At 66.5% G+C, this 21,226-nt stretch carries 16 protein-coding genes and 1 tRNA gene; 14 read left to right on the top strand and 3 right to left on the bottom strand.

The features are described from left to right. Positions 1-47 precede the first annotated feature (47 nt). The 3 genes from ACQR0W_RS07585 to ACQR0W_RS07575 all read left to right on the top strand — a co-directional run bounded on the left by ACQR0W_RS07585 (position 48) and on the right by ACQR0W_RS07575 (position 3,193). A tRNA-Arg gene (locus tag ACQR0W_RS07585) sits at positions 48-124 on the top strand. A 189-nt stretch (positions 125-313) separates the two neighbouring features. Then, positions 314-1,006, top strand: coding sequence for a flavin reductase family protein (locus tag ACQR0W_RS07580; protein WP_315715264.1), 693 nt, complete (start codon positions 314-316; stop codon positions 1,004-1,006). Between the two features lie 81 nt (positions 1,007-1,087). Continuing rightward, entirely contained in the window at positions 1,088-3,193 is a 2,106-nt protein-coding gene (locus tag ACQR0W_RS07575; protein WP_316170970.1) for a tetratricopeptide repeat protein, read from the top strand. Between the two features lie 38 nt (positions 3,194-3,231). On the opposite strand, the gene ACQR0W_RS07570 is transcribed toward ACQR0W_RS07575, so the two are convergent. Together ACQR0W_RS07570 and ACQR0W_RS07565 are read right to left on the bottom strand one after the other, a co-directional pair. After that, a complete protein-coding gene (locus ACQR0W_RS07570; protein WP_316170969.1) occupies positions 3,232-3,618 on the bottom strand; it encodes a hypothetical protein in 387 nt (128 codons plus the stop codon). 238 nt (positions 3,619-3,856) lie between these two features. Next, positions 3,857-4,894 (bottom strand): LLM class flavin-dependent oxidoreductase, encoded by a 1,038-nt coding sequence (locus tag ACQR0W_RS07565; protein WP_316170968.1) that lies wholly within the window; start codon positions 4,892-4,894, stop codon positions 3,857-3,859. Positions 4,895-5,821: 927 nt separating this feature from the next. On the opposite strand from ACQR0W_RS07565, the gene ACQR0W_RS07560 reads away from it, so the two are divergent. Continuing rightward, positions 5,822-6,853, top strand: coding sequence for an alpha/beta fold hydrolase (locus ACQR0W_RS07560; protein WP_316170967.1), 1,032 nt, complete (start codon positions 5,822-5,824; stop codon positions 6,851-6,853). A 14-nt stretch (positions 6,854-6,867) separates the two neighbouring features. Continuing rightward, complete coding sequence (locus ACQR0W_RS07555; RefSeq protein ID WP_316170966.1) at positions 6,868-7,827, top strand: fatty acid desaturase; 960 nt, start codon at positions 6,868-6,870, stop codon at positions 7,825-7,827. Positions 7,828-8,119: 292 nt separating this feature from the next. On the opposite strand, the gene ACQR0W_RS07550 is transcribed toward ACQR0W_RS07555, so the two are convergent. Beyond that, positions 8,120-10,180, bottom strand: coding sequence for an ATP-dependent helicase (locus ACQR0W_RS07550; RefSeq protein ID WP_316170965.1), 2,061 nt, complete (start codon positions 10,178-10,180; stop codon positions 8,120-8,122). 196 nt (positions 10,181-10,376) lie between these two features. On the opposite strand from ACQR0W_RS07550, the gene ACQR0W_RS07545 reads away from it, so the two are divergent. The 9 genes from ACQR0W_RS07545 to ACQR0W_RS07505 all read left to right on the top strand — a co-directional run bounded on the left by ACQR0W_RS07545 (position 10,377) and on the right by ACQR0W_RS07505 (position 21,217). Then, positions 10,377-12,689 (top strand): Tex family protein, encoded by a 2,313-nt coding sequence (locus tag ACQR0W_RS07545; protein ID WP_316170964.1) that lies wholly within the window; start codon positions 10,377-10,379, stop codon positions 12,687-12,689. Positions 12,690-12,839: 150 nt separating this feature from the next. Next, the gene (locus ACQR0W_RS07540) at positions 12,840-13,484 is read left to right on the top strand and encodes an NAD(P)H-binding protein (RefSeq protein ID WP_316170963.1); all 645 of its coding nucleotides are present in this window, start codon (positions 12,840-12,842) and stop codon (positions 13,482-13,484) included. A 244-nt stretch (positions 13,485-13,728) separates the two neighbouring features. Continuing rightward, the gene (locus tag ACQR0W_RS07535; protein ID WP_410051219.1) at positions 13,729-14,706 is read left to right on the top strand and encodes a TRAP transporter substrate-binding protein; all 978 of its coding nucleotides are present in this window, start codon (positions 13,729-13,731) and stop codon (positions 14,704-14,706) included. Positions 14,707-14,741: 35 nt separating this feature from the next. After that, entirely contained in the window at positions 14,742-16,757 is a 2,016-nt protein-coding gene (locus ACQR0W_RS07530) for a methyl-accepting chemotaxis protein (RefSeq protein WP_316171115.1), read from the top strand. Positions 16,758-16,816: 59 nt separating this feature from the next. Beyond that, positions 16,817-17,509: an alpha/beta hydrolase family protein gene (locus ACQR0W_RS07525; RefSeq protein WP_316170961.1), complete on the top strand. Its 693-nt coding sequence runs from the start codon at positions 16,817-16,819 to the stop codon at positions 17,507-17,509. A 107-nt stretch (positions 17,510-17,616) separates the two neighbouring features. Continuing rightward, on the top strand, positions 17,617-18,099 hold the full coding sequence (locus tag ACQR0W_RS07520) for a hypothetical protein (protein WP_315715276.1): 483 nt from the start codon (positions 17,617-17,619) through the stop codon (positions 18,097-18,099). Between the two features lie 480 nt (positions 18,100-18,579). After that, positions 18,580-19,581 carry an ABC transporter substrate-binding protein gene (locus ACQR0W_RS07515; protein ID WP_316170960.1) on the top strand — a complete coding sequence of 334 codons (1,002 nt, stop codon included), beginning with the start codon at positions 18,580-18,582 and terminating at the stop codon, positions 19,579-19,581. Between the two features lie 42 nt (positions 19,582-19,623). Then, positions 19,624-20,397 (top strand): ABC transporter ATP-binding protein, encoded by a 774-nt coding sequence (locus tag ACQR0W_RS07510; RefSeq protein WP_315825493.1) that lies wholly within the window; start codon positions 19,624-19,626, stop codon positions 20,395-20,397. Continuing rightward, positions 20,390-21,217, top strand: a complete 828-nt coding sequence (locus ACQR0W_RS07505) for an ABC transporter permease (RefSeq protein ID WP_316170959.1) — start codon at positions 20,390-20,392, stop codon at positions 21,215-21,217. Before ACQR0W_RS07510 ends, ACQR0W_RS07505 begins: the two co-directional genes overlap by 8 nt. Positions 21,218-21,226: the final 9 nt, after the last annotated feature.

Raw genomic sequence — 21,226 nt, 5'->3', positions numbered from 1 at the left:
GGTCTGCTATGGAGGCGGCGAAGCAGGTGCACTTCGGTGCAGGCTCCGGTCCCGTAGCTCAGCTGGATAGAGCGGCGGTTTCCTAAACCGTAGGTCGCATGTTCGAGTCATGCCGGGATCGCCATCTGCCGCAGCCTTGCACGCGCAGACATCTCCAGATCAAACCCAGGGCGCGCCTGATCCGGCCCGTTCGGGAATCGGGTGGAGCGCTTCGCTGCCATCGAGGAACTTCTCCGGGTGAGACGGCGGCTTGAGCCCCGTCCGCGCGGCGCGCGCAATCGCCGCCGAGATGCATCACCCTGGAGCGCTTTTCATGCATACGACCATCGAGCCGGGCATCCTCTATTTCGGGACGCCGGTCGTCCTCATCAGCACCGTCAACGAGGACGGCGGCTTCAATCTCGCGCCGATGTCGTCGGCATTCTGGCTCGGCTGGCGCTGCATGCTGGGCCTCGCCGCCGGATCGAAGACGCCGCAGAACATGCGCCGCACCGGCGAGTGCGTGCTGAACCTGCCGTCGGTCGATCTCGTCGCCGCCGTCGATCGCCTGGCGCTGACCACGGGATCGGACCCGGTGCCGGCGATGAAGCAGCGCAAGGGCTACCGCCACGTGTCCGACAAGTTTGCCGCCGCCGGGCTGACCGCAACGGCGTCGGAAACCGTTGCGGCTCCGCGCGTCGCCGAATGCGCGGTGCAGCTCGAAGCCCGCATCGAGTCGGTGCATGGCATCGCCGACGACGACGCGATCCTGAAGGGGCACATCCAGTGCTTCGAGGTGCGGGTGCAGCGGGTCCATGTCGACGAGGCCATCCTGATGGACGGTACGCGTGACCGCATCGACCCGGACAAATGGCGGCCGCTGATCATGAGCTTCCAGCAGTTCTATGGCCTGGGCGCGCGCCTTCACGAGTCGCGGCTGGGCACCATTCCGGAGGCGGCCTATCGCACGCCCGACGTCGAGCGCGCCCGCGAGGCGGCCATGCGGATGGAGGTGGCGGCAGGCTGAGCCGGCTCGGCCTGGAGTCTCGCCTGAAATCGCCCGGCCGCACGTTGAAGCTTGCATTCGAGTGCGAGAGGTGGGGACATCATGGGGGCTGTGGCTGTCGACCGGCTGCTGATCGAGGCGGCTGATCATTACAATGCGGGGCGCGCCGGTCCGGCCAAGGCGCTGTGCAGCGACATCCTCCAAGCGGTGCCGGATCATCTGCCGGCGTTGCATCTGTCCGCGATCCTCGCCTTCGCCGACGGCGGCATGGCGGAGGGTGCGGAGCTGCTCGGGCGCGTCTTCGCCCGCGATCCCCACCATGCGCCGGCCTATGTCACGCTCGGCGATGCGCTCGCCGTGAAAGGCGAGCGCAAGGGCGCCGCCGATGCGTTCGCGCGCGCAGCGGCTTTGCGGCCGCTCGATGCGGCGATTCACAGCAGGCTCGGCAGCGCGCTGCTCGAGCTGTCGCGCTTCGCCGAGGCCGAGGCCGCCTATCGCCACGCGCTGGCGCTCGATCCGGCGCTGTTGCACGCGCGCTGGAATCTCGCGCTCGCCTTCAACCGGCAGGGGCGGCTTGCCGAGGCGGAAGCAGCCTATCGCGCGTTGCTCGAGCGCGAGCCCTCCTATCCCGGTGCATGCCGGGCGCTGGCGCATGTGCTCGCCGACCAGGCCAGATATGACGAGGCCGTGCCGGCCTATCTGCATGCGCTGGCGGCGCAGCCGGCCGATGCCGGCCTGCATCTCAGCCTGGGCGATGTGCTCTACAAGCAGCGCGCCTTTGCCGAGGCCGCGGTCCAGTATCGTCAGGCCTGCGATCTCGTGCCCGGCGATGCCAATGCCGCGCGATTGCTCGGGCACGCGCTGCATGAGGCCGACCGCCCGGCCGAGGCCGTCGAGGCCTATCGGCGCGCCGCCGTGCTCGATCCCACCGATGTGGTCGTGCTCAGCAATCTCGCGGCCTGCCTGTGCGGGACGGGCCAGCTCGATGCGGCGATTGCCGCCTGCGAGCACGCGCTGGCGCTGCAGCCCGATCACGCCCCGGCGCATACCAATCTGGGCATCATCCATGAGATGCGCGGCGAGACCATCGAGGCCGTCGCGGCGCATCGCCGCGCCGTCGCCTCCGATCCCGGTTACGCCAAGGGTCACGCCAACCTCGCGGTGGCGCTGCGCAACGCCGGCGACATCGACGCGGCGCTGGCCGCCTCGCATCGTGCGATCGCGCGGGCGCCCGACAATGCGCTCGCCCGCTACAATCACGCGCATTTCCTGCTGATGTGCGGCGACCTCGCGAACGGCTTTGCGGAGCATCGCTGGGGCCGCGACTGTCCGGACCTCTCCGCGGGCATGCCGCGCTTCGACGCGCCCGAATGGCAGGGCGCGCCGCTCGACGGACGCACGCTGCTGCTGTTCGCCGAATATGGCATCGGCGATGCGCTGCAATTCGTGCGCTACATCGATCGCGTCAGGATGATGGGGGGACCGGTCGTGCTGCAGGTGCAGCCGGCGATCGCGCCGCTGCTGCGCTGTCTGGAGGGCGTGACCGTGGTGCCGCGCGGCGCGCCGCTGCCGCCATTCGACCTGCAGGCGCCGCTGATGGATCTGCCGCGCATCTTCGGCACCACGCTGGAGACGATCCCGGCCGAGGTGCCTTATCTCGCGGCCGATCCGATCAAGATGGCCGCGTGGCGCAACGTGCTCGGGCGCGCGCCGTCGTTGAAAGTCGGCGTCGTCTGGGCCGGCAATCCCAGGCACAAGGGCGACCGCCAGCGCTCGCTCACCGCGCAGGCGGTGCTGCCGCGGCTGATGATGCCGGGCGTGCAGCTCTATTCCTTGCAGAAGGAGCCGCGGCCGGACGATGCGCTAGGGCTCGCCGAGCTTGGCACCGACGTCATCGATCTCGCGCCGTTGCTGAGCGACTTCGCCGAGACCGCGGCCGCCGTCGCCGTGCTCGATCTCGTCATCTCCGTCGACACGTCGGTGGCGCATCTCGCCGGCGCGCTCGGCCGTCCGGTCTGGGTGCTCTTGCCCTATGCGCTCGACTGGCGCTGGCTGCGCGACCGCGCCGACACCCCGTGGTATCCGACCATGCGGCTGTTCAGGCAGGAGAAGCCCATGGCTTGGGACGGGGTGCTGGCGCGGACGGCAGGGGAGCTTGCGCGGCTGGCGGCAGGTGAGCGCGGGCCGTTGTTGCCCGGGCAGGTATGAGGCGGTGAGCGACCTCGAAGGCCGACAGGGCCTGACGCTTATCGCATGGCCATGCGTGCGAGACCGGTCTGATCCGAGCGCGTGGACGGAAACGACAATCGCCACAAGCTGAAGAGCATCGGGAGTTGGAAAACGAAGCTGATCGCCGCAGCGCCCGCCAGCACCTCGAAACGTTGTGCCTCGATCAGGGCCTTGGCGCTCGGAACCACGTGGACCAGGCCGTCGGCGACGTAGACAAGCGCAACGGTCCGCCAGATGTTGGCGGACAGCCAGCCCATCCTGAAGGCGTGATCGAACAGCGCGAGCAATCCGGCGAGCGCGAGCGTCGAGCTCGCCATGTGAGACGGCGTGTCGTAGAAGCCGGGCTCCAACGCGGCCTGGACGAACCAGAGTCCGTAGACCACCGCGACGATCTTCAGCAACATCAGTTCGTTCCCAGGCTCGCGAGCTTGTCGTCTGCCTCCGGGCAACCGATCGGATTGCGCCCCCTTGATCGGAGCAGGCACGCGCGACATCGAGCTTACGATGCGTGTCACGAAGGCTCTGTTAATCGGCTCGCTTGGATTGTCCTGAACGAGCCGTTTTGCTCGCGCCTTTGATCCAGGTCCCGTGATGCAAGGGCCAGGCGCGGTTGCGGACATGGTAAAGGACCGCGTGTCCGGCCTACTGCTCCCCCAGCAACTCCCTCACCCTCGGCACCACCACCTTGCCATACAGCTCGATGCTCCGCATCAGTTTCGCATGCGGCAGCGGACCGGCTGAGTATTTCAGCTGAAACCGCGACAGGCCGAGCGCCTTGATCGTCGCGGCGATCTTCTGCGCCACGGTCTCCGGCGAGCCGACATAGAGCGAGCCGTGATCGGCCTCCTGGACGAACTCGTCGCGGCCCATCGGCGGCCAGCCGCGCTCGCGGCCGATGCGGTCGCGCATGGTCTTGTAGTCCGGCCACAGCTCCTCGCGCGCCACTTCGTCGGTGTCGGCGACATAGCCCGGCGAATGCACGCCGATCGGCTTCGTCTCGCGGCCGAACTGCTTGAGCGCGCGATGATACAGCTCGACATAGGGCCCGAACCGTTTCGGGTCGCCGCCGATGATCGCGAGCATCAGCGGCAGCTCGTAATGCGCGGCGCGCACCACGGACTCGGGACTGCCGCCGACACCGATCCAGGCCTTCAGCCGCCCATGCTCGACCGGCGGATAGACCAGTTGATCCCTGAGCGGCGGGCGCAACTGGCCCTGCCAGGTCAGTGGCTGCTGCGGCAGCAGGCTGACGAACAGATCGAGCTTCTCCTCGAACAGCGCCTCGTAGTCCTTGAGATCGAAGCCGAACAGCGGGAAGGACTCGGTGAAGGAGCCGCGGCCGAGGATGACCTCGGCGCGGCCGTTCGACACCGCGTCCAGCGTCGAAAACCGCTGGAACACGCGGATCGGGTCATCCGAGCTCAGCACCGTCACCGCCGAGCCGAGCTTGATCTTCGTGGTGCGCGCGGCGATCGCCGCCAACGCCACCTCCGGCGCCGAGATCGCGAAATCGCCGCGATGGTGCTCGCCGAGCCCGATGAAATCGAGCCCGAGCTGGTCGGCGAGCACCGCCTCCGCGACGACGTCGCGGATCACCTGGGCATGGGCGGCCATCGCGCCCTCCGCGTTGCGGGTGACGTCGCCGAACGTGTCCAGGCCGAATTCGATCGCTGTGCTCATGTCTCATTCCGTTGCGTCGGGCCGTCATACGGCCTCTGCTCGTCAGCTGGAAGGGGCCGCACCGGATTGCAAGCGGAGGAAAGCGAAACACAAGGTTTCCGTGAGCTTGAGCGCATCATGAGAAGGTTGGGCCGTCGCCATTCTCCGTCATTCCGGGGCAATCGTCGATGCGCAGGCGCGGAGCGGCTGCGTGTTGACGATTGAACCCGGAATCTCGAAGTCGTTCAGAATGGACGCAAGACAATATCGAGATTCCGGGTTCAAGGCCTCTCGGCCTTGCCCCGGAATGACGGTGGTCGTGATACCGGGCGGATCAGACGGTCCGGACGACCGGCAAAAATTTTTCTTTCGTTTTTCCAGAAAGTATGCTCTACTGCGCCCATCCTGCCTCATCGATGAGGGGCGTACGCGCGGTCGTCACGAGACGCGAGGCAGGGATGCGGTGGCCGTAGCGGGTCGCAGCGCGGTGTCGCGCCGACGAACGATCCGATGCGGACAGTCAAATCGCGTGGTCCTGGCCTCCCGATGCTGAGGTCAAGCCGGATGATGGTGCGGAAGCGCATCACGCCGACGATGGGGGCAACACAGCCGGTCCCCAGGGAGAGCGCGAAGCAGCTGTTAAGACCATCGCGCAGGGAAGGCCGGGATGTCCCAGCCGAACCTGTGGTTCCTGCCGCCTGCATTTTTTTTCGCAGGCGGGCCATGGGGGCGGCGAGCTCCCGGTCTTCCCTGCGCCCTCACGTTTCAGAGGGCACGCGATCCGGACAAAGCTCGGGCTTGAGCGGCCGCGAGGGTACGACCCCATGGCCTCGGCCGATGCGATTGCCGCCCGCGCCTCTTGCGCGGTCATGCCATGCCAAAAAATGGGCGTGTGGCCCGGCCGCGCATCACCTAGGCTCCGTTCATCGATCACACGGGATGACGTGCATGGCGGCGGGCAGCGACTATCAGATCTTCGAGGCGGGCGACGTCGTGCTGCAATCGGGCGTGACGTTCCCGTCGCTGCGGCTCGCCTACAAGACCTATGGCACGCTGAACGCGGCCAAGGACAACGTCATCCTCTATCCGACCTCGTTCGGCGCCCAGCATGTCGACACCGAGTGGCTGATCGCGCCCGGCGGCGCGCTCGATCCGAGCAGCTACTTCATCATCATTCCCAACCTGTTCGGCAATGGGCTGTCGTCGTCGCCTTCGAACACGCGCGAGCTGTTCGGCGACGCGCCGTTCCCGGCCATCAGCTATCACGACGCGGTCGCGGTGCAGCGCCGGCTCGTTGAGGAACAGTTCGGGATCAGCCGGATCGCGCTGGTCTATGGCTGGTCGATGGGCGGCATGCAGGCCTATCACTGGGCCGCCTGTCATCCGGACATGGTGGAGCGTGCGGCGGTGGTGTGCGGCAGCGCGCGCTGCTCGCCCTACAATCACCTGTTTCTCGACGCGGTGAAGGCGGCGCTGATGGCCGATCCCGCGTTTCGCAACGGCCGCTTCGCCGAGAAGCCGGTGGCCGGCCTGCGCGCGATGGGGCGGATCTATGCGGGCTGGGCGATGTCCTACGAGTTCTACCGCGACGAGGTCTGGCGCGAGCAGGGCTTTGGCTCGCAGGAGGACTATCTCGCCGCCACCTGGGACTTAGCCTTCGCGCATCGCGATGCCGACAACCTGCTGGCGCAGATCGCGATCTGGCAGGGCGGCGATATCAGCGCCTGCGCGGCGTTCGGCGACGATCTGGATCGGGCGCTGTCGGCAATCGCCGCGCACATGCTGCTGATGCCGGGCCGGACCGACCGCTATTTCGATTGGCGCGACAACGAGCGCGAACTGCCCGGGCTGGTCAACGCGCGCTCCGCCGTGCTGCGGCCGATTCCGTCGATCCACGGCCACCGGGCCGGCAATCCTGTCCGCATCCCGGCCGATCGCGACTTCATCAACGCCAGCGTTTCCGCCCTTCTCCAGAGCTGACACTTGAGTTCGACATGACCGACGTGCCCACCGACGAATTCGCGCCCCGTCCGAAGCTGCTGACACCGCCAGTGCTGCAGCAGCTCTGCACGCGCTCCAACATGCAGGGCGTGCTGCGCACGCTCAGCCATTACGGCGCGATCATCGGCGTGGGTGCGCTGATCGGAGCGATCGCATCGACGCATGGTGTGCTGTGGGTGCTGCCCTTGCTGCCGGTGCAGGGCGTCGTCATCGCGTTCCTGTTCATGGCGGTGCACGAGACCGCGCACAAGACCGCCTTCGACAGCCGCAGGCTCAACCTGGCCGTCGGCTATCTCTCCGGCTTCCTGATCGGACTGCCTTATGAATATTACTGCCTGTTCCATTGGGAGCATCACCGCCACACCCAGGATCCCCTGCGCGATCCGGAGCTGATCGTCGGCCCCAAACCGCGCTCCGAGACGCAACTCGCGATTGCCTATTCCGGCCTGGTCCAGGTGGCCGGCCGTCTCAGGCTGCTGCTGAAGCATGCGGTGACCGGCGAGGTGACGGTGCCGTGGGTCCCCGCGGGCCGCCGGGCGATCGTCGTGCGGGAGGCGCGCGCCTATGTCGCGGGCTATGCACTGCTGCTCATCGCCTCGCTGGCGCTGCACAGCGCGCTGCTGCTGTGGGTCTGGGTACTGCCGCTGCTCGTCGGACAACTGATCCTGCGGCCCTATCTCTACGCCGAGCACACCGGCTGCGATCACACCCGGAGCGCCTTCCAGAACACCCGCACCACCTTCACCACGCGGGCGGTGCATTGGCTCGCGTGGAACATGCCGTATCATGTCGAGCACCATGCCTATCCCGCGGTGCCGTTCCATGCGCTGCCGAAGCTGCACGCGATCGTCGACGGCGAGATCAAATATCGCGGGCAGGGCTACGTCGCCGTGACGCGGCAGACCTGGGCGTGGTTTCGCGCGCAGTGGAAGGAAACGAAGTCTCATCCATGATGAGTTTGGATCCGAGTTATCGCCGCTCGGCCGGTGCGCTCCCTCTCCCGCTTGCGGGGGAGGGCTGGGGTGGGGGCGCCACAACGGCAGTCTTTCCAGAGCATCCCCCACCCGCATCGCATCTCTCGATGCGATGCGACCTCCCCCGCAAGCGGGGGAGGCGCAGACCGACCACGTCGCCAGGGATGTCAGCAAGCCATCGTGCCCGACCGGTGCGCGTCCTCCCGGCACGCCCCTTGTGGGAGAAGTGCAGTGATTGGCGTCGTGTTGATATGGTCGCAGCGACGCTGGCTCACCGCCATCGCTCGCGCATCCGCGCGCCGAGATCGATGCGCGGCCCGGAGCGCGCATATGCCGACCCCGGCTGCGCCCGCGGCCAGCTGGCGCGTTCGAACAGCGGCACCAGCGCTTCCGGAATGAACCGCGTGCGTGAGGCATAGACATGACGATCGCCGCGCACCGGCTGGCCGTGGACGAAGAACCGCTGCGGCACCAGGAGATGCAGATCGTCCTTGGCGCGGGTCATCGCGACATAGAGCAGCCGGCGCTCCTCCTCCAATTCGGCGCTGGAGCCGGCGCCGAGATCGGACGGCATGCAGCCGTCGACGACGTTGAGGAGGTGCACGGAATTCCACTCCATGCCCTTGGCGGAATGGATGGTGGAGAGGATCAGATAGTCCTCGTCGAGCAAAGGCACGCCGGACTGATCGGAGGTGGCGTCGGGCGGGTCGAGCGTCAGCTCGGTGAGGAAGCGCTCGCGCGACGGATAGCCGCTCGCGATCTGCTCGAGCTGCAGCAGGTCGGCGGCTCGCACCTCCGCATCCTCATGAACGCGCTCGAGATGCGGTTGATACCAGTGCCTGACGCGCTCGATATCTCCGGGCCATTCCGAGACGCGCAACTGCTCCAGCGTGCGCACGAACGCGGTCCAGTCATCGCCGGCGCGCGCCGGTGCGGACTGCTCGCACAGGCGCGCGATCGGATCGGCACTGTCGCTGACGGCATCGAGCAGACGCTGCGCCGACGCCGGGCCGATGCCCGGGATCAGATGCAGCACGCGGAAGCCGGCGATGCGGTCGCGAGGATTGGCCACGAAGCGCAAGCAAGCCAGCACGTCCTTCACGTGGGCGGCATCGAGGAACTTCAGCCCGCCGAACTTCACGAACGGGATGTTGCGGCGCGTGAGCTCGAATTCCAAGGGACCGCTGTGCGACGACGTGCGGAACAGCACGGCCTGTTGCTTCAGCACAATGCCTTCCTCGCGCTTCGCCAGCACCTGCTCGACGATGTAGCGCGCCTGATCGGTCTCGTCACTGACGGTCACGAGCTGCGGCTTGCGCGGGCTCGTGCGGTCGGTCCACAAATTCTTGGTGAAGCGCTCCCGCGCCAGCCCGATCACGCCGTTGGCCGCCGTGAGGATCGGCTGCGTCGAGCGGTAGTTGCGGTCCAGCGTGATGATGTCGGCGCGCGGGCTGAACTGATCGGGAAATTCCAGGATGTTGCGCACGGTGGCGGCGCGGAAGGCGTAGATCGACTGCGCGTCGTCGCCGACCACCGTCAGTCCCGCGCCGTCGGGCTTCAAGCCGAGCAGGATCTGCGACTGCAGCCGGTTCGTGTCCTGATATTCGTCGACCAGCACGTGGTCGAAGCGATCGCCGATCTCGCGTGCGATGGTTTCGTCCGCCATCATCTGCGCCCAGTACAGCAGCAGGTCGTCGTAGTCGAGCACGGCATTGGCCTGCTTGGCTTCGACATAGGCCGCGAACAGGCCCTTCAGCTCGCCGGCCCATTCCGCGCACCACGGAAAATGCCGCACCAGTGCCTCGTCGAGCGGCATGTCGGCGTTGACGCAGCGCGAATAGATCGCGAGGCAGGTTCCCTTGGTCGGGAAGCGTCGCTGCGTGTTGGACAAGCCGCGTTCGTGCCGCACCAGATTCATCAGGTCGGCGGAATCCTCGCGATCATGGATCGTGAACACAGGGTCGAGGCCGACGCGCTCGGCGTAGTCGCGCAGCATCCGCGCGCCCAGGCCATGAAACGTGCCCGCCCAGGTGAGCGCGGCCGTGATCGGCTCGGCCTTGCCGCCCAGCACCTTGCGGGCGATGCGCTCGACCCGGCGGCTCATCTCGCTCGCCGCGCGGCGCGAGAACGTCATCAACAGGATACGGCGCGGATCGGCACCATTGACGAGCAGATGTGCGACGCGATGCGCGAGCGTGTTGGTCTTGCCCGAGCCCGCGCCGGCAATGATCAGCAGCGGCGGGCCAGGCGCGGCGCAGGCACCGCCATGCTCGACGGCGCGGCGCTGCTCCGGATTGAGATCGTCGAGATATGTCGCAGCCGTGGCCTGCACGAATCGTCCCTCAGCCTGCAAGAATCAGTGATTTGCGCCGCATGTGCAACGCGATGGCCCGGTCGCGGCAGCGTTTTACATGATTCGCAACCGGTCTTTTTTGTCACGGTTGCCCACAGAGCGTCTGCCAGCCGCTTGCGCTGGCGCGCGTGCACTCCTATCCAATCAGCCCCGTCACGAATCTCGGAAGAACACCGTGTCGAATTTCTCCTCCATCATCGCTGCTGAGCTCTCAGTCAAGGATGCCCAGGTCCAAGCCGCGATCGACCTGCTCGACGGCGGCGCGACCGTGCCGTTCATCGCGCGCTATCGCAAGGAGGCGACCGGCATGCTGGACGACACGCAGTTGCGTACGCTGGAGGAACGGCTGCGATATCTGCGCGAGATGGATGCACGGCGCACCGCGATCATCGAGAGTATCAAGGCGCAGGGCAAGATGACGCCCGAGATCGAGCTGGCGCTGGCGACCGCCGACACCAAGGCCCGGCTCGAGGACATCTATCTGCCGTTCAAGGAGAAGCGCCGCACCAAGGCGCAGATCGCGAAGGAGGCCGGGCTCGAGCCGCTCGCCGACATGCTGATCGGTGATCCGATGAAGGCGCCGGAGGTCGAGGCCAAGGCCTTCATCAAGAAGGATGGCGACAACCCGGTCAAGGACGTCAAGGCCGCGCTCGACGGCGCCCGCGCGATCCTGGTCGAACGTTTCGCCGAGCATGCCGATCTCGTCGGCTCGCTGCGCGAGGAGATGTGGACCCGCGGCGCGGTGAAATCGTCCGTGCGGCATGGCAAGAAGACCGAGGGCGCCAAGTTCGCCGACTACTTCGATTTCTCCGAGCCGTTCACCAAGCTGCCGTCGCACCGCATCCTGGCGATGCTGCGCGGCGAAAAGGAAGAGGTGCTGCAGCTCGATTTCGGCGATGGCGAGCCGGAGGATTCGAAGGACCCGACGCTGTATGAGAACCGCATCGCGGTGACCTTCGGCATCTCGCGCCAGGGCCGCCCGGCCGATCAGTTCCTGTCGGACTCCGTGCGCTGGGCCTGGCGCACCCGCATCAAGACCTCGCTGGCGCTCGATATCCGCATGCGGCTGTGGCAGGAGGCGGAGAAGGAGGCGGTGCGCGTGTTCGCGGCCAACCTGCGCGATCTGCTGCTTGCCGCGCCGGCCGGCGGCCGCGCCACGCTCGGGCTCGATCCCGGCTTCCGCACCGGCGTCAAGGTCGCGGTGATCGACCGCACCGGAAAGTTCGTCGATCACGCCACGATCTATCCGCACGAGCCGCAGCGGCAGTGGAACGAGAGCATGCTGACCCTGGCGCAGCTCTGCGTGAAGCACGGCATCGATCTCGTCGCGATCGGCAACGGCACAGCGTCGCGCGAGACCGAGAAGCTCGTCAACGATTTGATGAAGCTGAAGCCGGATCTCAAGCTGACCAAGGCGATCGTGTCGGAAGCCGGCGCGTCGGTCTATTCGGCCTCGGAGTTCGCTGCGAAGGAATTCCCCAATCTCGACGTCTCGATCCGCGGCGCCGTCTCGATCGCGCGCCGCCTGCAGGATCCGCTCGGCGAACTCGTCAAGGTGCCGCCGGCCTCGATCGGCGTCGGCCAGTATCAGCACGACCTCAACCAGTATGAGCTCGCCCGTGCGCTCGATGCCACCGTCGAGGACTGCGTGAATGCCGTCGGCGTCGATCTCAACACCGCCTCGGCGCCGTTGCTGGCGCGGGTGTCGGGCATCGGCGAGAGCCTGGCTCAGAACATCGTCGCGCATCGCGATGCCAACGGTCCGTTCCCGACCCGCGACAAGCTCAAGGAGGTGCCGCGGCTCGGACCGAAGGCGTTCGAGCAGTGCGCCGGCTTCCTGCGCATCCGCGATGGCGACAACCCGCTCGATGCCTCCGGTGTCCACCCGGAATCCTATCCGGTCGTGAAGAAGATTCTCGAGACGACCAAGAGCGACATCAAGGTGCTGATCGGCGACACCAAAACCTTGAAGACGCTCAATCCGGCGAAATTCGCCGACGAGCGCTTCGGCGTCCCGACCGTGACCGACATCATCAAGGAGCTGGAGAAGCCCGGCCGCGATCCGCGCCCGGAGTTCAAGACCGCGACCTTCCAGGAGGGCGTCGAGAAGATCACCCATCTCAAGCCCGGCATGATCCTGGAGGCGACCATCACCAACGTCGCGGCCTTCGGCGCCTTCGCCGATATCGGCGTGCACCAGGACGGCCTGATCCACATCTCGGCGATGTCGGAGAAGCGCATCAACGATCCGCGCGAGGTGGTGAAGCCGGGGCAGGTCGTGAAGGTCAAGGTGCTCGACGTCGATGTGCCGCGCAACCGCATCTCGCTGACGCTTCGGCTGTCCGATCCGCTGCCGGCCAAGGGCGAGAAGCGGACCAGCGCACGGCCGCCCGCGGGGCGCATGACCTCGCGTGAGGAGAAGCCGTCTGGCGGCGGCGCGTTCGCCGCGGCGATGGCCAAGGCCGCAGAGCGGCGCAAGGGCGCCTGAGGCGAATGGTGACGAGGCGCCGCGGAGGGAATGTCTCGTCTGCGGCGTCATATCTGCGGCGCCATGGCATTCGGCGTCGTGTCGTTGCGGTCTTCCCTATCTCCGCGGCCAGGCTTACCTTGGGCGGCGAGTTGTGAGTGGGGACCGCGCATGACGAACCGGACCGTGATCATTGCCGGCGCGACTGGGCTGGTGGGACGGGAGCTGCTTCGCGGTCTGCTTGCCGACCCGGCCGTGGATCATGTGCATGTCGTCGGCCGCCGCGCGCCGCCTGACCATTCGCCCAAGCTGACGGCGCATGTCGTGGATTTCACTGCGCTGCCGTCCCTGCCGCTGGCCGACGAGCTCTACCTGGCTCTCGGGACCACGATCAAGGTGGCCGGAAGCCAGGCCGCCTTCCGCGCCATCGATCACGACGCCAACCTCGCCGTCGCCAAGGCCGCGCTCGCGAGCGGCACCAGGCGCGTTGGTCTGGTCAGCGCGATGGGCGCCGACAGCAGGTCGCGCGTCTTCTACAGCCGGGTGAAAGGCGAGCTCGAGGACGATCTGACCGCGTTGCCCTTCGAGGGACTGGTGATCGCGCGGCCTTCGCTGCTGGTTGGCCCGCGGGCGGAGCTCGGACAGCCGAGTCATCCGGGCGAGGAATGGGGCAACAGGCTGAACAACATCATCGGCTTCCTGATCCCGGCGAACTACAAGCCCATCGCGGCGGCGGACGTCGCCAACGCGCTGCTGATGGCTGTTCCTACGGTTGCCGGCAAGCGAGTGATGCTGTCAGGGGCCATGCGCCGATGATCGAGCCTGCGGCTCTTGCGTAGCGGCCCGGTCTCGCTATTTACGATAAATCGAAATCTGATATCGCGCCGCGCCTCAAGCTCGGATCGACTGGTCGACACACCCGCCCCGTAGTTTTACGGCTCTCTCGCATGCGACTATCAGCGAGTGAATGGCTGGAGCGGGCAAGACGGGAATCGCATCTTAACATCTTAACCATATCTCGCTGTTAGTTGTGCATCGAGGAAAAACAGCCCGGTGTTTCATGCGCAGACAGCTGCTTGAATTTTGCTTCTTGGCATTGATGGGAACCCTGCTCGGATCCCAAGCGGCGACGGCGTCTCCGCGAATGGTGTCGCTGGTCTACAACTCGCAGATTCAGAACCCGCAGCAGGTCGGGTCGGACGAATTTCGCGTGAAGCTGCAGGCGTTGGCCGGCAAGCGGCTCATCATTGATGAGCGTGCGGGCAACGCATTCGGCAGCGAGGCGGCGGTGCTGGCTGCAACCCGGAGCGGCGCAGTGGACGTGGCCGTGGTGTCCGGCGGCATCGCCAGCGCGGTGGTCCCCGAGCTTGGCGTCTTCGACATCCCGTTCCTGTTCCGTGACACCGCGCATGCCAAGGCGGTTGCGCAAGGGCCGGTCGCCGCCGCGATCGGCGCCAAGTTCGCCGACAAGGGACTGGTGCTGCTGGCGCTGGGCAAGCAGGGCTTTCGCAATCTCACCAACTCGAAGCGCCCGGTCCGTACCGTCGATGACGTCAAGGGCCTCAGGATCCGCGTGATCCCCAATCCGGTCTACCAGATGACTTTCAAGGCGCTCGGCGCCGACGTGATGCCGATGGATTTCCCGCTGGTCTATGCCGCCCTCAAGGACGGTCGGCTCGACGGTCAGGAAAATCCGGTTGCCACCATCGCGGCCAATCGCTTCGACGAGGTGCAGAGATATCTGACGCTCACCGGGCATTTCTTCGCGCCGATCGCCTTCGTCGCCAACCGCGCGATGTTCGACCATCTCGATGCGGCGGATCGTGATGCGCTGGTTGCCGCCGCCAAGGCGGCTGCGGAGGTCACCTGGCAGGCCCAGCTCGATGCGCAGAAGCTCGATGAGTTGCGCAAGACCGGCATGGAGGTGATCGAGACGTTCGACCGCAAGACCTTCGTCGATGCGGTCAGGCCGCTCGATGCCGACTTCGAGAAGCGCTTCGGCAAGGAGCTGCTCGCCACCATCAGGTCCACTCCGTGAAACAGCCGGGCAAATCGATGAAATTGTCTTCTCTGATGTCTTGGATCGGCGTCCGCCCGCGCATCTTCGGCGGATTCGCCCTGATCCTGAGCTTCCTGGTGTTGCTCGGCGGCTTCGCCATGGTCCAGGTCGGCCGCATCGGCGGCACCGTGGATGAACTCGTTACCAGCGCGGCCGGGGACGCCGGCATGTCGCAGGTGCGTGCCGCGCTGCTCGGCGCCAACGGCGCGGTCGAGAGATTCGTCCGGACCTGGAACGTCGGTGACAAGGATGCGGCCAGCAAGGCCATCGACGCTGTCGGCGGTCTCGCCGATCAGGTCGAGAAGCAGTCCGGCAGCCTGAAGGTGCTGGCTGACGGCGTGGGGCCGGTACGGAGCGCGCTGGCGGCCTACCGCTCATCGTTCGTCGCCGCGGCCGAGGCCGTGGACCGCCTGCGGGCGGCGACGACCAAGACCGACGCATTGGGCGCCGTTGCCGGCATCAACATGGGCGGCATCCAGGTTGCCCTTGCCAATCGTGCGGGCAGCGAGCCGCTGATGAATCCGTTACGCCTGGCCAGCGTCGTCGACGCGGTTCGCATCGCGATGATGCGCTATACTAACACGTTATCGAATGGCGATGCCGACGATGCCAGGCTCACCTTCGTCTATGCGAAGCTCGCGATTGCCGATACGGAGGCCGAGATCGCGGGTGTCGATGATGCCAAGCTGAAGGCGCTGGTTGCTGCGCTGAAAGAGGCTCTCACGGCGGATGCCGCCGCGCTCGAGGACGTGATCAAGGTGGCCGCTGACCTGCGCGCCAAGCAGGCGGAGCTCGCCAAGGCGAGCGCCTCGATCGATACCCAGGTCAGCCAGATCAACCGGCAGCTTGGTACCGCGCGTGCAGAGCAGGCCGCGAGGACCAGCGTCGCGGTCGAAGATACCAAGCAGACCGTGATCGTGACCGCAGCCGCAGCGGTGATATTCGGAGCGGTGCTGGCTTGGCTGATCGGCGCCAGCGTGTCGACCCCGATCCGCGGCATGACCGACCGCATGCAGTCGCTGGCGGCCGGCGAATTGGATCAGCCGATTCCCGGCGGCGAGCAGCGCGACGAGATCGGCCGGATGGCGCGCGCCGTGGAGATTTTCCGTGACAACGCGCTTGCCGTGCGCCGCATGGAGCAGGAGGCTGCGGCACAGCGTGAAGCTGCGGAGGCCGAGCGCGCCCGCATGATGTCAGATCTTGCTGGTCGATTCGAGCAGGGCATGCAGGGTGTCATCACCGGCGTCGGCGGGCGTGCGACCGAGATGGGCGAGAGCGCCAGCGAGCTGGCGCGCGTCGCCGAACGCGGCCGTGGCCTTGCGGAAGCGGTCGCCAGCCGGGCCGAGCAGGCCTCCGTCAATGTGCAGACCGTGGCCTCGGCGACCCAGGAGCTCGCGGCCTCGATCAGGGAGATCTCCTCCCAGGTCCAGCGCTCGGTCACGGTGTCGACCCGGGCGACGCACGAGACGCAGCGGACATCCGAGCTGATCGACGGGCTGTCCAGCGCGGCGGAGAGGATCGGCACCATCGTGCAGCTGATCCAGGCGATCGCGAGCCAGACCAACCTGCTGGCGCTCAACGCCACCATCGAGGCGGCGCGCGCCGGCGAGGCCGGCCGCGGATTTGCGATCGTCGCGAGCGAAGTGAAGAACCTGGCGTCGCAGACCGCGCAGGCGACGGAGCAGATCTCGAGCCAGATCGCGACCATCCAGAGCGCGACGCAGGAGACGGTCGGCGCGATCGCCCAGTTCGGCACGACCGTGCGGGAGATTGCCGAGATCTCCAATGCGATCGCCGCCGCGGTTGAGCAGCAGGGGGCGGCGACCAGCGAGATTGCCCGCAACGTCGAGCAGGCGGCCAGCGGTACGGCGGCGGTCACGCAGGAGATCGGCGACGTGCGCAACGTGGCCGGGCAAACCGATGCCGGCGCTGAAGCTGCGCTGGCGGCGGCCGCGGCGCTGCAGCAGCAGGCCGCTTCGCTGAAGAGCAATGTCGCCGACTTCCTGCAGACGATCCGGACCGCGGCCTGAGCTGCAAAGTCGGTGGCGACTGGAGTTGACGCAAGGAGCGCAGGCTCACACTCTGGGGCATGGCCGGGCACCAGCCGCGTTCCCTTGCGTTTCCCGTCGACGGCGCGGACGTCGTGTCCGCGCTGTTCATGGCCCCGCCGCGGCCGCGCGCCTGTTTCGTGTTCGCCCATGGCGCGGGCGCCGGCATGACCCACGTCTTCATGAACCAAGCGGCGGCAAGCCTTGCCGCGCGCGGCATCGCGACGCTCCGCTTCCAGTTTCCCTATATGGAGAAGGGTAGCAAGCGCCCTGATCCGCCCGCGCTCGCCCACGCCGCGGTGCGGGCTGCCGTGGCGGAGGCCGCGCGGCTCTGTCCGGGGCTGCCGCTCGTCGCGGGCGGCAAGTCGTTCGGGGCGCGCATGACGTCGCAGGCGCAGAGTGCAGCGCCGCTGCCAGGCGTGGCCGGGCTCGTCTTTCTCGGCTTTCCGCTTCACCCCGCCGGCAAGCCCTCCATCGCGCGCGCCGATCATCTCGATGCGATCGAGGTCCCGATGCTGTTCCTGCAGGGGACGCGCGACAAGCTGGCGGAGATGGAGCTGCTCGCGCCCGTCGTGAAGCGGCTGGGACCGCGCGCGACCTTGCATTGGATCGATCAGGCCGACCACGCCTTCCACGTGCCTGCGCGCTCCGGCCGGAATGATCAGGCCGTCATGGAGGACCTGACGGAGGCGTTTGCGGCGTGGCTGGAGACTCTCGAAGCGTGTGCCGGCTGACGCGCCGAGCGCCTCTTTCGGAAAAAATGGCATGAGAACAAAAATAGAACTTTTCTGCCGCCGGAGGTTGAGGCATAGTCCTATTGAAAGGTAGGGGAGAGGGTTCGATGAAGTCAGCAGTGGTGGCGCTATCGGTGTGCGCGCTTGGCGTGCTGATGATCTCTGCAGCTCCATCGCTCGCCGATGCCAGGCTGACCGGCATGGTGGTCGTGAAGGGAACTTGCCAGAAGCTCATCGTCGCGGGAAAGGATCGCAGCTCGGAATGCAAGGGCGCGCTGCTCAATACCGACTATGACGATCAGCGCACCGGCTTCTACTTCACCTTGCTCGACGGCAGCGTGGTCACGTTCTCGAACCGCGGCGATCTGCAAGAGCAACCCGGGCCTGACAAGTTCGTCACGCCGGTCGACATGATGATCATTGGCCAAAGTCGCAAGACGATCAACAAGGTGACGGCCAAGGGGCAATGCCGTCACGGCAATCCATTCAAGGGACCCGACCTGCTCGAATGCACAGCCGACAGCGAGATCGGCCGTTTTGAAGGGCTATTTCTGTCCAATGGCGAGAAGCCGGTGATGCAGACCTTCTGAGGCCGTTACCCCTGCGCACAAGCAGGATGGGCCAGCAGGAGAGCTCGTCGCGGCGTCGCCGGTCGTCACTCGCGATCGTACGGTCCACGCGGCAAATCCGGCCCGCTCGGCAATATCCACTTTGTCAGAAGATCGCGATGAAAAAGACAGCTTCATCCGTTTGGCTGCTGGCCCTCGGTGCGGCGAGCCGCCGGCCATGTCGGTCCGTGCAGAGGACGGATTGAAAGGGATCGAGACGTTTCACGGCCCCTGCAGGAAGCTCACGGTCGCGGCAAAGGACCGGACCGCCGATTGCAAGGGCGTTTAGCTCAATACGCGTTACCGTGACGGACGAGGCGGCTTGGAGCAAGACGCCCGGCCTCTGAGGCTGCGATCTCCCGACTCCCGAAAATTTGGCGCGACATCAAGCGCGAAATATTGCAACAAGTCGGCGTCGTGGGTGAGGCCGGGCGTGCGGGTCGCCAGAACTTGGAGAGTGTGATGTTCCGATACGTTGGGGTCGTCCTGGGGCTGCTCTGGAGCCTCGTATCGATCAGCACCGCGCTGGCCGACGACGCCAAGCTCCGGATCGGCGTTCTCCGGCTGTCCTCGTCCGCGCCAGTGTTCATCGCGTTGGACAAAGGCTACTTCCGCGAAGCTGGACTGGACGTCGAGCTGAAGTTTTTCGATGCAGCGCAACCGATCGCCGTGGCGGCGGCCACCGGCGACGTCGACGTCGGGGTGACCGCTTTCACCGCAGGACTGTATAACCTCGCAGGCAAGGGCGCGTTGAAGATCATCGCCGGTATGAGCCGTGACCGCCCGGGCTTTCCGCTGATTGGCTACTTTGCCAGCAACAAGGCCTATGAGGCAGGTCTCAGGACGCCGAAGGACATTGCCGGCAAACGCGTGGCGATGACCCAGGTCGGGTCGAGCTTTCACTATTCGGTGGGGCTGCTGGCCGATAAATATGGCTTCAAGCTCGCCGACGTGAAGATCGTGCCGCTGCAGTCGATGTCCAACATGTCGGCGGCCATCAAAGGGGAAACCGTCGACGCGGCGCTGATGCCGGTTTCGGTGGCGCGCAAGCTGATGGAGGAGGGCGCCGTCAAGCATCTTGGCTGGGTCGGCGACGAGACGCCGTGGCAGGTCAGCGGCGTGTTCGCGGGGCCGAAAATCTTGGCCAACACGGCGCTGGTCGGTAAGCTGCTGGCGTCGCTTCAGCGCGCCGAGCGCGAGTATCATGATGTCGTGCTCGCCTCGGTCAAGGACGGCACCGCCGCCATCGACGACAAGACCAAGCCGTTGCTCGAGATCATCGGCAAGTACACGAACCTGCCGGTCGAGCAGGTCGTGGGCAATTGCGCCTATATCGATCCCGACGGCAAGCTCGATGTGAAGAACATCGACAGCCAGATCAAATGGCTGCAGGCTCAGGGGTTCGCGGACCAGGGCTATGATGCGGCCGCGATCATCGCCAAAGACTTTGTGAAGCCGGATTGATGAAGGCAGGCGCAGCGCGGGCCTGCAGCGGGATCGCCTGATATGGACCTGATCGCCGAGACCATCAGCCACCGTTTCGACGCGCTCGATGTGCTCGATGGCGTGTCGTTCACGGTCGGAGCCGGCGAGGTGGTCGCCCTCGTTGGGCCGTCCGGCTGCGGCAAGAGCACGCTGCTGGCAATCCTCGGAGGGTTGTTGCAGCCAAGCAAGGGACAGGCGGTGCTGCGCGGAGCTCCGCCGCCCGGCAGCCTCAATCCCCTGACGTTCGTGTTCCAGGACTTCGCGCTGCTGCCGTGGGCAAGCGTCGCCGACAATGTCGCCTTTCCGCTCCTCCATACATCCCTGTCGACGCAGCAGCGCGCCGCCGCCGTCGACGATGCGTTGCGGCGAACCGGCCTGGCAGACTTCCGGACCGTCTATCCCAAGCAGTTGTCGGGCGGCATGCGACAGCGGGTCGGGATTGCCCGGGCGCTGGCGGTCCGCCCGGCGATCCTGCTGATGGATGAGCCGTTGTCGGCGCTGGACTCGCAGACCCGCGAGCTGCTGATGGAGGACTTCGTCGATCTGCTCGCCGACGGCACCATGGGCGCGGTCTATGTCACGCATAATCTCGAGGAGGCCGTGCGGCTCGCCGACCGCATCGTCGTGCTGTCGCGTCGTCCCGGCCGCATCCGGAAGGTCGTCAGCGTCCCGGCGACGCGGCGCAGCCGCGGCGATGCCGGAGTACGCGCGCAACTGCTGGACCTGCAGAACGAGCTCTGGGGGCTGATCCGGACCGAGGCAATCGATGCCGAGCGCGAGGTTCAGAATGCTTGAACGCTCCCCGGCCGGAACGCCTGAGGTCGTCGGCAAGCAGAGCCGGAAAGTGCCGTTCCGGGGCGGCGGCTTCACGCCGGCCGCAAGCCGATGGGCCGGCTGGTTCGCGCTCGCGGCGGCTCTCGGCCTGTGGCAACTCATCGGCAGCCTCGCACTGGTCAACCCATTGTTCCTGCCGGCGCCGCTGACGATCTTGCGCGCCCTGTATCGATTGGCCGAAAGCGGCGCGCTCTGGCAGCATGTCTCGGCATCGTTCGTGCGCATCGTATCCGGCTGGGCGCTCGGCACGGCCACCGGCATCGTCGTCGGCTTCGCGATCGGCCTCTGGCGCATTGCGCGCAGCATCGGCATCACTTTCGTCTCTGCGCTGTTTCCGATTCCGAAGATCGCCGTGCTGCCGCTGCTGATTCTTTGGCTCGGCATCGGCGAGCAGCCGAAGATCGCGACGATCGCGCTGGGCGTGTTCTTCTCGACCACGATCTCGGTCTATAGCGGCGTCGATGCGGTGCCGCGCAACCTGATCCGGATGGCGCAGAGCTTCAACGTGCCGTTCCCGACCATCGTCCGCCGCGTGATCTGGCCCGGCGCGCTGCCGTCGATCCTCGCCGGTTTCCGCATCACCGCGTCGGTCGCGCTGATGCTCGTGGTTTCGGCGGAGATGATCGGCGCCGAGACCGGCATCGGCACCTTCGTGCTGCAGGCCGGCAATCTGATGCAGACCGATCAGCTGATGGCGGGGATCCTGATCCTGTCGCTGTTCGGTCTCGCCGTCGGCCGGCTGATCAGCATGCTCGAAGCGCGGCTCCTGCGCTGGCGCTGATCCGGCGGT

It is taken from the genome of Bradyrhizobium sp. HKCCYLRH1034 (genome assembly GCF_051168375.1).
In the GTDB taxonomy this organism is placed as follows: Bacteria; Pseudomonadota; Alphaproteobacteria; order Rhizobiales; family Xanthobacteraceae; genus Bradyrhizobium.
This window is presented reverse-complemented; position numbering and strand designations above follow the sequence as displayed.

What these genes read in the sequence shown, in the direction of transcription:
- ACQR0W_RS07580 (WP_315715264.1), top strand. Translation starts at nt 314, where the DNA reads ATGCATACGACCATCGAGCCGGGCATCCTCTATTTCGGGACGCCGGTC.
- ACQR0W_RS07575 (WP_316170970.1), top strand. Translation starts at nt 1,088, where the DNA reads ATGGGGGCTGTGGCTGTCGACCGGCTGCTGATCGAGGCGGCTGATCAT.
- ACQR0W_RS07570 (WP_316170969.1), bottom strand. Translation starts at nt 3,618, where the DNA reads ATGTTGCTGAAGATCGTCGCGGTGGTCTACGGACTCTGGTTCGTCCAG.
- ACQR0W_RS07565 (WP_316170968.1), bottom strand. Translation starts at nt 4,894, where the DNA reads ATGAGCACAGCGATCGAATTCGGCCTGGACACGTTCGGCGACGTCACC.
- ACQR0W_RS07560 (WP_316170967.1), top strand. Translation starts at nt 5,822, where the DNA reads ATGGCGGCGGGCAGCGACTATCAGATCTTCGAGGCGGGCGACGTCGTG.
- ACQR0W_RS07555 (WP_316170966.1), top strand. Translation starts at nt 6,868, where the DNA reads ATGACCGACGTGCCCACCGACGAATTCGCGCCCCGTCCGAAGCTGCTG.
- ACQR0W_RS07540 (WP_316170963.1), top strand. Translation starts at nt 12,840, where the DNA reads ATGACGAACCGGACCGTGATCATTGCCGGCGCGACTGGGCTGGTGGGA.
- ACQR0W_RS07535 (WP_410051219.1), top strand. Translation starts at nt 13,729, where the DNA reads ATGCGCAGACAGCTGCTTGAATTTTGCTTCTTGGCATTGATGGGAACC.
- ACQR0W_RS07530 (WP_316171115.1), top strand. Translation starts at nt 14,742, where the DNA reads ATGTCTTGGATCGGCGTCCGCCCGCGCATCTTCGGCGGATTCGCCCTG.
- ACQR0W_RS07525 (WP_316170961.1), top strand. Translation starts at nt 16,817, where the DNA reads ATGGCCGGGCACCAGCCGCGTTCCCTTGCGTTTCCCGTCGACGGCGCG.
- ACQR0W_RS07520 (WP_315715276.1), top strand. Translation starts at nt 17,617, where the DNA reads ATGAAGTCAGCAGTGGTGGCGCTATCGGTGTGCGCGCTTGGCGTGCTG.
- ACQR0W_RS07515 (WP_316170960.1), top strand. Translation starts at nt 18,580, where the DNA reads ATGTTCCGATACGTTGGGGTCGTCCTGGGGCTGCTCTGGAGCCTCGTA.
- ACQR0W_RS07510 (WP_315825493.1), top strand. Translation starts at nt 19,624, where the DNA reads ATGGACCTGATCGCCGAGACCATCAGCCACCGTTTCGACGCGCTCGAT.
- ACQR0W_RS07505 (WP_316170959.1), top strand. Translation starts at nt 20,390, where the DNA reads ATGCTTGAACGCTCCCCGGCCGGAACGCCTGAGGTCGTCGGCAAGCAG.